Consider the following 13,283-nt stretch of genomic DNA (forward strand, 5'->3'; position numbering starts at 1 on the left):
AAAATTTAATTAGGTAATATCCATCAAGAAATCGTCATTCCCAACTTGATCCGATGGCTATCGAATGACGACCGAACTAGTGGATTCTGTTAATGGTAGCTTGTCGAAGGATCTTTGTTAAAAGCGTTAAAAATGTGTTTTGATGCCTTGTCAAACTAATTTCTAAAGTTATTAAAGTTTAAAGCCATGCTGAAATTTAGATGATGAAAGGCCTGTTTTTCATGATGAAAGGAATTCCTGTTCTCGTTTCGTGGAGACACGAACCGTGTCAATGGATGATGAAAGACCTGTTTTTCATGATGAAAGAAAATTACTAGTAAATACTTCCCTTCGTCATCAGTTCTGCTTCCTTTGTCACTTAAATTTAATAAACTGGTTTCATCAGTCTAATTTGCGGTCATCTTAATTATTTAATATGGTACGACTTAAAATACAGCAACTTACAAAATCTTATCAAAATGGGGTAAAGGCTCTTGATGATGTTACGCTAAATATTGCAAATGGTATGTTTGGCTTGTTGGGCCCTAATGGAGCTGGTAAATCCTCACTTATGCGTACGCTTGCCACTTTACAACTGCCAGATGCCGGTCTGGTTCATTTTGATGGAAATGATGTGTTGCAGAATCCTCAGGAGATGCGTAACAGATTGGGGTATCTGCCACAGGATTTTGGGGTGTATCCTAATATTTCAGCTATAGATTTATTAAATCATCTTGCGATTTTAAAAGGACTTCAAAATAAGAGTGAACGAAGGGAACAGGTGACTTCATTGCTGCAACAGACTAATTTATTTGAAATCAGGAAGAGAGCTGTCAGTACTTTTTCCGGGGGCATGCGGCAGCGTTTCGGAATTGCCCAGGCTTTATTGGGTAACCCGCAGTTAATCATTGTTGATGAGCCCACCGCAGGACTTGATCCACAAGAAAGGAATAGGTTCCACGATCTGTTGAGCGAAATCGGCACCAATAGGGTGGTGATCCTGTCCACGCATATTGTGGAGGATGTGAATGACCTTTGTGCTAAAATGGCAGTGATGGCTAATGGGAAATTGATTCTACAAGGCAAACCTTCGGAACTAATCGAAAAATTAGATGGAAAAATCTGGCGAAAGGCAATCGGCAAAGTAGATCTGGCTCAATATTCATCCGTTTTTAATGTCATTTCTACTAAAGTTATTTCGGGTAAGTTGCATGTATTTGTACTGGCAGATCAATTACCCACGGCAGGTTTTGAATCTGTTTACCCAGGTTTGGAAGAGGTTTACTTTTCTTCATTATCTGATGCAGTCATTTTAAACATGGAGGCAAAGAGATGATAACAGATTTACTAAAATTTGAGCTGAAGTATCATTTCAGGCAGGTATCATTTAAAGCTGCGGCACTTTTATTTTTTATGCTCGGCTATTTTTGTGAAGTAAAGGGTAGCTTTGGCTCAGCAGAGGTGCATAAAAATTCGCCTTATGTCATCACTAATATCATAGCCCTGCTCTCGCTCTTTTCCATTTTTTCAGCTACATTATTTAGTGCGAATGTGGTGCTTCGGGATAATATGTATAAAATGGAAGCAGTTGTTTTTACTACATCAATTACAAAACTGCCCTATTTTAGCGTAAGATTGCTAGGCTTGATCACCACAGTTTTTAGCTTATTAATGCTGGTAGCGCTGGGGATTTATGCAGGTTCTTTTTTTATTGATGAAGATCGCCTGGGGGGCTTTCACATGACTTACTATTTACAACCGCTTGTAGTTTTTGCCTTGCCGAATGTACTATTTTCAGCAGGACTCTTATTTTGTACTGCCATATTAACCAAAAGTGTAAGGGCAATTTATGTAGTTGGCGTGTTGATTTACATTTTATACCTGCTGGCTTCTATTTTTGGGAACTCTCCTTTACTGGCTTCGTCGACAATGAAAGCAGGCAGTGCTGATCTTTTGCCAATACTTTTAGATCCTTTTGCTTTGGCTTCGTTTTTTGGCGAAACCAGAACATGGACTAACCTACAGCGTAATCACCAGTTATTTCCTTTTGAAGGTGCATTTTTACTCAATAGAATACTGTGGACTTGTGTTATAAGTTTGCTAACTGTGATGAGTTATCGCCTATTCCATTTTAGGCTAACACAGCAGCAACAATTAAAGATTAAAGCCGGGAAAACAGCCTATACGCCCTTGGTTTCCTATCGTGCTTTAATGGTTTTAGCAAGTGGTATCTCTTATTATTTCAGGGCTTTTAAAGCTCAGTTAAAATTAGAAATGATCTTCCTGTTTAAAAATATACCCATTATGGTCATGCTGTTGCTGTGGGTAGTTTTGTTTGGCATAGAGTTAAAAGATAGACTATTTAGCGGCATTTATGGCATTCATAGTTATCCGGCAACAGGCATTATTATCGAAGAAATGCGCTCGATGAAATTCGCGCTGATTCTCATTATTTTTTATGCTTCAGAAAGTATTTGCAGGGAAAAATCGGTCAATATTCATTCACTCATTTACAGTAGCCCTGTTCCCGATTCGGCATTATGGATGGCAAAAATCCTGAGCCTTTTTGGACTTGTCTTTGTTCTCGTAACCTTAAATATTGGAATCGGTATTGTTTTGCAACTTACCCATGGATATTTTCAACTCGAATTGCCCGTATATTTATCTTTATACTATTATAGCGCATTTCCTTTGTTACTCTTTGTAGTGCTTATTGTTTTTATTCAAACTTTAAGTACAAACAAATATTTAGGCATGTTACTAAACATGATCATGATCTTCCTCATTACTTATGCCGAACGCTTTGGCCTGGAACATTATCTTTTTCGCTTTGCTACTGTTCCAGATCTCCAACATTCCTATTTTAATGGTTTTGGATATTATAACAATGCATTTAACTGGTACATGCTTTATTGGTTGGCCTTTACAATAGTTATTGCTGTGTTAACCATTGGATTATGGCAGCGTTTAGTTGAAATAAACATTAAAGCGAGATTAAGATCCATTGGTTTGGCTTTGAAGCAATATAAATGGATTATAGCACCGGCATTATTGATTTGGATTTCCTGTGCGGCATTTATTTTCCATCAAACGAATAGCATTGGGAGATATAAAAATAAAAAAGCCCGATTAAACTGGCAGCTGGCTTACGAGCAGAAATACAAATCATTATCTAACCTCCCTCAGCCTGTTATTAAAGCCGTAAAAACCAGTGTGGATTTATATCCAGGAGAAGGAAAATACACCGTTAAGGGGACGTATTTGCTTAAAAATGAAACAAATGAGCCAATTGACAAAGTATGGATTTCTGTTGATTCCGCTGTTCACTCATGTTCCGTAAACATTGTCGGAATTAAAAGAAATGAAAGGGATGAGGCTTTTAACCAACAGTTTTTGATATTAAAGACGCCCTTACAGCCCGATCAGGAAATCGTAATGAATTTTTCGATGGAGGTCATCAGGAATGGATTTACAACTTTCGATACGGAGAATTCGGTTGTCGACAATGGTACCTATATCGAACTGGAGAAATTTATCCCGCAGTTGGGTTACTGTTATCACTTTGAAAGTGATGATAAACAGGAACGGAAAAAAGCAGGTCTGCCTGAAATTACCACGATGCCACCATTTGACAATAAATACCATCTGGTCGACTATGAAACGACTATTTCTACCGCTTTCGATCAGCGGGTGGTTACTATCGGCGACTTACAGAAGAGTTGGCGATCCAATAACCGGCAATACTTTGAATACAAAACTGCTGCTCCGGTTAATTTCATGTTTGCACTGAGCTGTGCAAGATATGCTTTGAAAAAAGAAAAGTATAAGGGGATTGATTTAAGTATTTATTATCAACCAGGGCAAGCGTATAACTTGAAAAGTATGTTTAAAGCGCTTAGAGATGCTTTAGATTACGGCAACTCAAATTTTACGAAATATCCTTTTAAACAATTAACCATTGCAGAAATACCACAATATAAAGGTGCTGCTACAGCTTATCCGGGCGTAATTTTTAGTGCTGAAAATATTAATTTTCTGGGCAATTATAGTCAGAACGGCGCTATTAATCAAAGTTACGCCATTACCGCACATGAAACTTCGCATCAATGGTGGGCAAACATATTGGCTCCTGCAGATAGTGCAGGTTATGCTATGCTCACCGAATCATTGGCTAAATACACCGAAAATGTATTGATTGAAAAGACTTTTGGCAAAATGTATCTGAGAAAATATCTCGCTTATGATAATGACCTTTACTTTCTGAACCGGAATAATGATCAGGAAGAATTGCCTCTGGCTAAAACTTTAGATCAGCCTTATGTACATTACCAAAAGGGTGGATTGATAATGTATGCTTTAAAAGAGACGATGGGGGAAAAGCGGATTAATGGTGCACTGCGTCAACTGATATTGGAACATCAATATCCCATGCCTAAAGCAACAGCTGCCGATCTGGTAAATATACTTTTAAAGCAGGCGCTGCCTAAAGATAAAAAGTTTATTGGCGATTGTTTTAATGAGGTAGTGACTTACGATCTTGGTGTAGAACTAATTAATTGTAAACCGTTAAAAAACGGAAAATTTCAGGTTGATCTGTTGGTAGATGCAGAAAGATTAAGTAAAGGTAGTAGGCAGTTGCCAGATCTTGAGGTGGATCTCGCTTGTTTTGATCAATTGGAGATAGACTGGAAGGCCGACACCAAACCTCTATATATGCAAAAGTTTTATATTAATCAGCATAAAACCAAACTGTCAATCATTGTTGACCATAAACCAAAAACAGTAGGAATTGATCCGTACGGATATTTATTGGATGTTGATAGAAGCGATAACATTTTAGTTGTTAAATACGATGATAAAGTAATGATACATTGAAGTTCCATATCTTCAAACTTTATCCAAATAATTTCGTCATTTCGAGCGTAGCCGAGAAATCTATGAATTAGATTTTCTGTTCTGTATTCAACGATAATAAAAACTGAAGAATTTTTCAGTGAAATAATGATTTTATCTGTAAATTCATAAACATGGAATTTGGAGGATGGATCTACATCATGACCAATTATGAAAGAACAACTTTATATATTGGTGTAACTTCTGATCTAAGAAGCCGTATTTATAATCATCAAAATAAAATTTACCCAGATTCCTTTACTGCTAGGTATAATTTGATCTATTGTGTTTATTATGAGTGTTTTATATCGATATAAGAGGCTATCAATCGGGAGAAACAGTTAAAAAAGTGGAATAGATTAAAAAAAGAAACGCTAATTAATAATTTTAATAAGGATTGGAACGATTTAACTGAAGTTATAAATAACTGGGATGAATGATGGTGACAAGTGATGTAATTTTGTCTTGATAGATCTCTCCATTTCGCCATGCTTCAGTCGAGATGACGCCGCATATTTATGATTTCGAGCGAAGCGCAGCGCAGTCGAAAAATCTGACTTGATAGATTTCTCCCCGCCTGTACGGGCAGGCATTCCGCTACCGGCGAAGAACCGGTTAGCTTCAGTCGAAATGACGACCTTGCCATTCTGATTGTAGTGTTTAGCTACAACATGCGATTATTTTTTTTGGGTCTTAGCGAGACGCCAAGACTAATTGCAAATTATTCAGAGCTACGTCCTGCTGAATTTGTTTCAGCATCTTTAATAAGATTGTTATCCATAAGACCCTGAAACAAGTTCAGGGTGACGATGTCTGGTAGATTCACCATTCTAGTTGTAGCTTCTCACTACGACATGCGATTATTTTTATTGGGTCTTAGCGTGACGCTAAGACCAGATTTCGAAGTGATAATTTAAGAATGATTACTCAGTTTGCCCTAAAACCTTTCGGTGTACACTGCATCTGGCGTTTGAAAAATATATGGAAATTGGCCGGGTACTCAAAACCTAAACAGTAAGCAATTTGTGCAATATTCCACTCAGTATGTTTAAGTAAGGCCACTGCCTCTGTAGCTATTCTTCTCGAAATGTGCTCGGAAGTGGTTTTGCCTGTTACTTCTTTTACCGCATGGTTTAAGTGATTTACATGCACCAGCAGGCGCAAAGCAAAGTCGTGCGCTGTTTTTAACTCTAAAATATGTTCTGTAGAGCCAATGGGGAACTGCCTTTCCAGTAATTCGAGAAACAATGATGTTAAACGTACCGATGCGTTATTCTGTTTAAAAACAATATCCTGAGGTTTAACCTTTAATGCTTCATGAACAATAAGTTGCACATAGTTTCTTAAAAGATCGTATTTGTGGATGTAATCGCCATCCATTTCTTTCATCATTTTACTGAAAATGTCCTTTAAAGTTACTTCCTGTTCTTCATCAATATGGATTACCGGACTATCGTTTATGCGCCACAATAAAGAATCGCGTAAGGTTTCATTACGGTTGTGGATAAAATTTTCGGTAAATAAACAAAAAAAACCAGCAGGTTTTGGCGAGGTACTTTCCCATGAATAGGGAATATTCGGATTCGTAAACAGTAATGCCCTTTCTTTTATTTCGATCTGTGCATCAGGATAATGCAAAATTCCATTACCAATAATCAACGAAATTTTGTAAAAATCTCTCCGGCTAAAAGCAGAGGGTACATTAGTACAAACGTTGCCCCGGTTAAAAACATTAAAATGCCCGATATCATGAATCATTCCCAGGCTTGGCGTAGGAATTTCAGGCCTGGTGATTTTTAATTTATTATAAAAATCTTCTAATGTTTCCTTTTTTTGTAGGGTAGAAAGCTCTTGGTTTTTTGACAACATATTTTAAGTGCTTTATACCCGTAAAGTTAAGGTTTAATCGTCATTCCTTCTTGCATTTCCTCCGTTGGTTCTGCAACTAATTTGTCACCTGCTGTTAAATTGCCAAAAACTTCAACCCGGTCGTCAGTTCTCTACCTTTCTTCACATTGTTGGATAGCATTTTTGATGCATTAGCATAATTATCTTTAGCCTTAATGGTGCCATACTTGATTAGTGCATTACTCACCGCTTGCTTTAAGGTGAGTGTTTGTGCATTAACGCCAAATGGAACTTTGCTTCACCTGACTGGCATACACCTTATGCTGAACAAAACGCGCTAAACTGTGTGCTTAGCGGCAAAGAAAAATGCAAATTAATGTAGATCAGTATAAATAAAGGTAACGGTATCTCTTGATGCCAAACCGCTCATGTTTCCACCCGTATAAACGGCTTTATAACTCGATCCTTTTTTTAAATCGTATGCTTTAAGCAAATCAGCATTTGCCACCAGGCTATCACCCGGATTTACCTGTGTATAACTAGAGGCTGGAGGTGGCATCACCCTTTTGGCCATAGCGCCTTTATATTGCGCTTCTTCTCCCTTATCATTCGTAATGCTTAAATAACTGCTCATTAAAGGTTCGAATGGTGTATGCCAGATACAGAATTTTTTTAAACTATCGGTATTGTTATAGACCACAAATCTTAACAGTAATGGCTCACCAGTGGCTACATTGCCATTTATATTTAGTTTTACTTCTAGCGAATCGGTTTTGTTGGCCACAGTTTGACCGGTGTTTTCATTTTTTGTGGTAGCGGTATTTCTTGTGGCTTCGCTACACGCCGAAAATAATACCAAAAGGGCTGGAATAATTAGTCTGCTATTTTTCATGATTTATTTTTGTTTGTATAAGCAAATAAGAACCGATTTTGTTTGAAAGTGATTAAACTAAAACGATTAAGTGGTATGATAATGCTATTACATCCAAAAAGCAGATATGCAATTGACACACTAAGGGGAAGATTGTAATTTATTTTGGGCAAAACTTTTAGAAATTATCGCCGTTATGTTTAGAAATTAAGGTGCTTTATTAGGACAAATTGGCAAGCCGTTTCGTCATGCTGATCCGATGGCTGTCGGATTGTTTACAATTAGTGCTAGTGTTTTCAATTGCCTAGTAGCTACTGCATGGTCGGCATCTTTCCGTTTTACTTCGTTTTCACCGCGGCCAGGTGGCACAGCGGGTAAAAGATCATCGGCTGGCGCTTTAGCTATGTGTGTGGTAAATTCATTGCGAATGATTCATTTTTGCAGCAACCTTTGTTCAGTAAACCCGGTAGGAGTGGGCATCCCGATTTGGATACTGTTACCTTTATTTCGCAGGTTCTATCGGGATAAAGCGGATAACGGGACTGCTGGCTCCGAAGGACTACTGAACGATCGTTTTCAAAAAGAATTAACGCTTAATCTGTAGCCGGTTTTTTCTTTCTCCTAAGCCTTTTCATCTGCCCCATATGCTCCGTGGGGATATTATCTCCCAATAATTTGCCCCATGGTTTAAGTCCGTCTATACGGTCAAAGATGATTTTCAGTACTGCAATAAATGGAATGGAAAGAAACATGCCAGGGATACCCCAAAGTGCAGCGCCCATTAATACAATTACAATCGAAATAAGGGCATTGATCTGTACCTTGCTCGATACAATGCGTGGCACAAGGATATTATTGTCGATAAACTGGATCAGCGCATATGCACCGATAATTAAAAGTTGGGTAGTAAAGCCATCTTTGGTTAACGTGGCCATTAATACTGGAAGCGCGATGGCGATAATACCCCCAATGTATGGAAGCAGGTTGAGTATTGCTCCTATTACGCCAATGAGGATGGCATTGGGTACTCCGAGAATAAGCAGAGCAGCGGAATTCATTATAGCTACAACAGATGTTTCGATTAATAAGCCAATAATGTAACTTTGAATGGCTGCTTTCGTTTCACTTAAAATTTCGCCAACTTTTTGCTTGTTTTCTTCTGAAAATACTTCGTAAATGAAGTTTAAGATCAACGTTTTATATAATAAGATTAAAAAAGTGTACACCGGGATCAGGAAAACGACGCTTAAAACCCCCATCAAACCGCTAAGCGTTTGGCCAATCAATGCTTTGCTACCATTAGCGGCATCATTAAGCATTTGCATCTGCTTCTTTGTAGAAATACCAAAGGTGGTTTGTAACCAACTCCTGATCTGCTCCAGCAATTGCGATAATTTTTGTTTAATACTATCAAGGTCATCAAAAAAGTGGGCTACCTGTGATGATAAAAAATAAAGGATGGCGACCACCACCACCAGACCAATAAGCATGGAAAGAATAATGCTGACGATTTTTGGCATTTTTCTTTCGAAACGGTTGGTGAGCGGGTTAAGCAATATGGCTATCAGGGCTGCAAAAGCAAGTGGCACAAGAATATCTCTCAGTACACTCATAATGAATACCGTAATTACTAATCCTAAAAGAATTACAGGCGCTTTGATGTAAAATGGGTAGGTTTTAAGCATTTTTAGATGGGTTAACCGTTCAAGAAACTAAAATGTAACAAAATTGTTTTAAGGTTTTTAGCTGTATACGGAATAGTTAAGCTGGCATCGCCATTTTTTATGTTTCGGATTGGCAGAAATGGCGAATCGTAACCAGTTATTTTATAAATTTAGCACGCTATTGTAATCATTATTAAAAATCACTGATGAAAAAAAGTCTCCTCCTAATTGCCTGTTTGTTTTTGTGTAGCCACGTGATAATTGCTGCGGAGGTAGATACAGCGTTGACCTACAGTAAATCGATGAAAAAAAACATCAAGGCCGTGGTGATTAAGCCTGATAGCTACAAAACTGGAAAAGCTTTTCCGGTGATTTACCTGCTTCATGGAGCAGGCGGAAGTTATGCGGAGTGGGCTAAAAAAGTACCTGGAATAAAAAACCTGGTCGATCAGTATCAATTTATGATTGTTTGTCCTGATGGCAATGTAACCAGCTGGTATTTCGATAGTCCGGTAGACTCTGCCTGGAAATACGAAACTTATGTGGCTACCGAGCTGGTAAGCTATATTGATGGACATTATAAAACCATTTCCAATAAAAAGGGGCGGGCCATTACTGGTTTAAGTATGGGCGGTCATGGGGCATTTTACCTGGCTATTAAACACCAGGATTTATATGGAGCCGTGGGCAGCATGAGTGGGGGCGTTGACCTTAAACCTTTTCCGAACGGATGGGATATTTCTAAAAGATTGGGTAAACAGGATGAATTTCCGGAACGTTGGAAACAGAATAGTGTAATTGATATGATTTACCTGATTAAACCCGGGTCGTTGGCCATTGCGTTCGAATGCGGTGTTGACGATTTTTTCTATAAAATGAACGTACGCCTGCATGATGAACTATTGTATAATAATATTCAGCACGATTTTACCACAAGGCCTGGTGTACACAATTGGGATTACTGGGCAAATGCCATTAAATTTCAAAGTATTTTTTTTAGTAATTATTTCAGCCAGAAACTTTAGTCCGGTTATTGCCAAGCGATCAAATAATTTTCCATTTTTTACTGCTAAACTTTGTATTTTAAGGTTTAACCGGCTTGTCTGTAGTTGTAATCATGCTGCCTGAATTTAAATTGATACATGTTTTACCTTAAAAATTAACTTTAAGATTACATACAAAATAAACGGTTACTATATTTTTGGTCTTTCTTGAAATCTTATTTATATCAAAGGAAACGAAGATTTAAAATCAAAATGAAATACTTAGTCAAAGAAATCAGTGAAGGAAATTGCGATATTACCTTATTGCCAGAAAACCTGAATGATAGAAATCTTTTAGCAGAAACCACCAAAGGCCTGCAGAAAGATTATCAGCGAACGATCCAATCGCATTATGAACATGCATTGAAGAATGAAGTTCATGGCAATGCTACATTTGTTTCTCTGAATAGCGAACAAAGCAATTATCCGAAAAGAGTAAATGTGAATTACCAGATTATTTTAAGCTAGAAAAGCTTAATTTACTACACAAAAAGGGAGCTAAAAATTAGCTCCCTTTTTTGCTTTATGTTTTCGATGTTGATTTTAAACTTTAATTTTTGCAGATTTCCTATAGCCCGCTAAAGGGTCTATCTTCCAGGGCTCTTTAGCGTTTGTACGATTAAATTAGCATATTTCTTCCTGCTTTATCAAAAGTATATTAACGGTAAATGCGTAAGTATTTTTTTAAACTTTGGCGTGCCTGGTAGATATAGGTTTTTACTGTCCCAAGTGGAATATTTAATTCAAGTGCTATTTCATCATAACTGTAGCCTTCAAAATATCGCTGAAATGCAGTCCTGTAATCTGCTCTAAGCGTATTCATAGCCTTTTGAATATCTTCCAGTACCATCTTGGTTTCCGAAAGGTTGTTAACAGGGCTGTTCATCAGTTTCTGATCATAGAGGCAATCATCACTCTCCCAGATGGCCGTACGTCTTTTTTGCTTACAGCAGCTGTTGTAAAATGTGTTTTTCATGATGACATAAAGCCAGCCTCTCATATTGGTTCCTTCTGAGAAATTACTACAAGATCCGACTGCTCTGATCAGGGTATCCTGAACCAGATCTTTGGCATCGTCTTCATCAGCGGTAAGTTTAAGGGCTTGTGCCAGTAATGACTGTTTATGATATTCAGCAGCTACACAGAAATTCTCTTGTTCCATGATTTATTTTTTTTAACCAGTTTAAAAAATGTTCAGCCAGTGAACGTTAATTACATAAAAAGAACTCCTTTATTTTTTTTTGGTTTTAAAGATTGGGTAGATGTTGCAACAATGGGTATAAACAACAAATTAGGGAGGTATAAGCCGTATATTTAAAGCGTATAAATGAAAGCGGTAAATCGAATAAACGTCTCCGTTCGTAAGACTAAAAGGCTTTAGTTATTGGTTTGACAGTGCTTTTTCTGATCTGTTTAAAAGCTGGGTTACGCGCCCAAAGGATACCATTATCAAGCAGTAGGCCTTTTCCAAGACTTTAGACTTCGGACTTAAGACTATGGCCTTTCCTCAGTACAGATTCCAAAAAAAAGCGATGCATTAGATTAATTTAAATAACCATTTACCACGGCAAAACGGATTAGTGATGCGGTGTTTTTAGACCCCGTTTTATCGATCAGCGTTTGGCGGTGCCCTTCGATGGTGCGTTTACTTAAGAATAACTTATCTGCCATTTCCTGGTTTGTATAACCTTCTGCAACCAGATGCAACACTTCAATTTCCCTCATGGAAAGGTCTACCTGAACTTCCTCCTGTTCAGTTTGGGCCGAAGTTTGGTGGATAAAGCGGTTAAGCAGTGTTTCGGTCAATTCTACGCAAAGATATCTATCTCCGCCAGCCACAGTTTTAAGGGCAAATAGCATTTCGCTTTCATTTACATTTTTTAGAATATAACCATAGCTCCCTTCCATAAAGGCCTGCATTACGTATTTTTCATTATCCAGCATAGAAAGGATAACTACCTTAATACCAGGATAGGTTAATTTAATGGCTTTAATCAGGCTAATGCCGTCCATTTGCGGCATATTAATGTCTGCAAGAACAATGTCAGGAATAATTCCGGCGGCCAAGTGTTCCAATACCTGCTGGCCGTCATCAGCTTCAGCAATCACTTCAATATCAGCCTGCGATTCAAGTAACATTTTAATCCCGTTCCTAACCAGGTTATGATCTTCTGCAAGGATTATTTTTAATTTGTTCATATTAATTCCAGTTGATATACTTAAAATGATTATGATCGTATGTGAGAAATATTAATACGCTATTAGCGTATTAAATGGTTTTACCTGGGCGCTACTATTTAATAGGTATAACCCACTATTTTTACTTTACTATTTTTCAGGTGTTTAGTGATCAGATTTTTCTTGATCAACACTTTCTCCTTCATCATTATATTACGGATATATATAGAACTGCCCTTTTAGCTTAAAAGTTTTGACTGATGATTAGCGGAGACTAACCTTGTTGGTTATTGTACAAATGTGGACACATCTTCTTGAAGACAACAGGTATTTGCGACGTCATATCAAGTCTATGAAAACGGTTTTAATTATTCTCGAAAACATCATAGACTATTTACCTGTTGTATGATAAATAATTAAATTCATTATGGAAGAAGATCATAAAAATAAAAATCTTGCTGATCCGAAAGCAGATCATACAGCAGAAAATTCAAATATGCCAGATAATCAGGTTCCCCGCCATCGTAGCAATGATAGCAGTGAAATAGAGAAAGTGAAAGATGGTGCAGGCATGCTTGGCCGTGAAATGGGCGAGGGAGATTACGGTGCCGAAGAGGCCAGGGCAGATCCGGAAAAAGGTAATCCTGGCGAAGCTGGAAATATGCCAAATTCTACCTCGAATAGTAACACCGAAGAGAGTAATTGATTTGGTGATGGCAAAATTCAAAATTTGTGAGCAGGGTTAAGCATACATTGGTGCTTAACCTTTTTTTGAAAGTAAAGACTGGTATGCCAGGGGCTAACAAC

The 13,283-nt window shown here is 37.7% G+C and carries 11 protein-coding genes; 6 read left to right on the top strand and 5 right to left on the bottom strand.

Annotated elements, in window-relative coordinates; all coding sequences use genetic code 11:
- Positions 1-415 precede the first annotated feature (415 nt).
- The 3 genes from BLR60_RS20150 (at position 416) to BLR60_RS25245 (ending at position 5,189) form a co-directional block, all read left to right on the top strand.
- A complete protein-coding gene (locus BLR60_RS20150; RefSeq protein ID WP_090503119.1) occupies positions 416-1,315 on the top strand; it encodes an ABC transporter ATP-binding protein in 900 nt (299 codons plus the stop codon).
- Positions 1,312-4,854, top strand: a complete 3,543-nt coding sequence (locus tag BLR60_RS20155) for a M1 family aminopeptidase (RefSeq protein ID WP_090503121.1) — start codon at positions 1,312-1,314, stop codon at positions 4,852-4,854. The genes BLR60_RS20150 and BLR60_RS20155 overlap by 4 nt, the downstream gene beginning before the upstream one ends.
- Positions 4,855-5,006: 152 nt before the next feature.
- Complete coding sequence (locus BLR60_RS25245; RefSeq protein WP_262502337.1) at positions 5,007-5,189, top strand: GIY-YIG nuclease family protein; 183 nt, start codon at positions 5,007-5,009, stop codon at positions 5,187-5,189.
- A gap of 610 nt (positions 5,190-5,799) precedes the next feature.
- Here the strand turns inward: BLR60_RS25245 and BLR60_RS20165 are convergent.
- From BLR60_RS20165 to BLR60_RS20180, 3 genes are all read right to left on the bottom strand, one after another.
- Positions 5,800-6,741 carry a helix-turn-helix domain-containing protein gene (locus tag BLR60_RS20165; protein WP_090503123.1) on the bottom strand — a complete coding sequence of 314 codons (942 nt, stop codon included), beginning with the start codon at positions 6,739-6,741 and terminating at the stop codon, positions 5,800-5,802.
- A 352-nt stretch (positions 6,742-7,093) separates the two neighbouring features.
- Positions 7,094-7,612, bottom strand: coding sequence for a protease (locus tag BLR60_RS20170; RefSeq protein ID WP_090503125.1), 519 nt, complete (start codon positions 7,610-7,612; stop codon positions 7,094-7,096).
- Between the two features lie 572 nt (positions 7,613-8,184).
- Entirely contained in the window at positions 8,185-9,276 is a 1,092-nt protein-coding gene (locus tag BLR60_RS20180) for an AI-2E family transporter (protein ID WP_090503129.1), read from the bottom strand.
- Between the two features lie 185 nt (positions 9,277-9,461).
- Here BLR60_RS20180 and BLR60_RS20185 point away from each other — a divergent pair, with 185 nt between their 5' ends.
- On the top strand, positions 9,462-10,280 hold the full coding sequence (locus BLR60_RS20185; RefSeq protein ID WP_090503131.1) for an alpha/beta hydrolase: 819 nt from the start codon (positions 9,462-9,464) through the stop codon (positions 10,278-10,280).
- A 231-nt stretch (positions 10,281-10,511) separates the two neighbouring features.
- Complete coding sequence (locus tag BLR60_RS20190; protein ID WP_090503135.1) at positions 10,512-10,766, top strand: hypothetical protein; 255 nt, start codon at positions 10,512-10,514, stop codon at positions 10,764-10,766.
- A 190-nt stretch (positions 10,767-10,956) separates the two neighbouring features.
- On the opposite strand, the gene BLR60_RS20195 is transcribed toward BLR60_RS20190, so the two are convergent.
- A complete protein-coding gene (locus BLR60_RS20195; RefSeq protein WP_090503139.1) occupies positions 10,957-11,460 on the bottom strand; it encodes an RNA polymerase sigma factor in 504 nt (167 codons plus the stop codon).
- Between the two features lie 380 nt (positions 11,461-11,840).
- The gene (locus BLR60_RS20200; protein WP_090503141.1) at positions 11,841-12,497 is read right to left on the bottom strand and encodes a response regulator transcription factor; all 657 of its coding nucleotides are present in this window, start codon (positions 12,495-12,497) and stop codon (positions 11,841-11,843) included.
- Positions 12,498-12,903: 406 nt separating this feature from the next.
- Between BLR60_RS20200 and BLR60_RS20205 the strand changes: the two genes are divergently transcribed.
- Positions 12,904-13,182, top strand: coding sequence for a hypothetical protein (locus BLR60_RS20205; protein ID WP_090503144.1), 279 nt, complete (start codon positions 12,904-12,906; stop codon positions 13,180-13,182).
- Positions 13,183-13,283 lie beyond the last annotated feature (101 nt).

Origin of the sequence: Pedobacter terrae (genome assembly GCF_900100705.1) — a bacterium.
GTDB lineage: Bacteria > Bacteroidota > Bacteroidia > Sphingobacteriales > Sphingobacteriaceae > Pedobacter > Pedobacter terrae.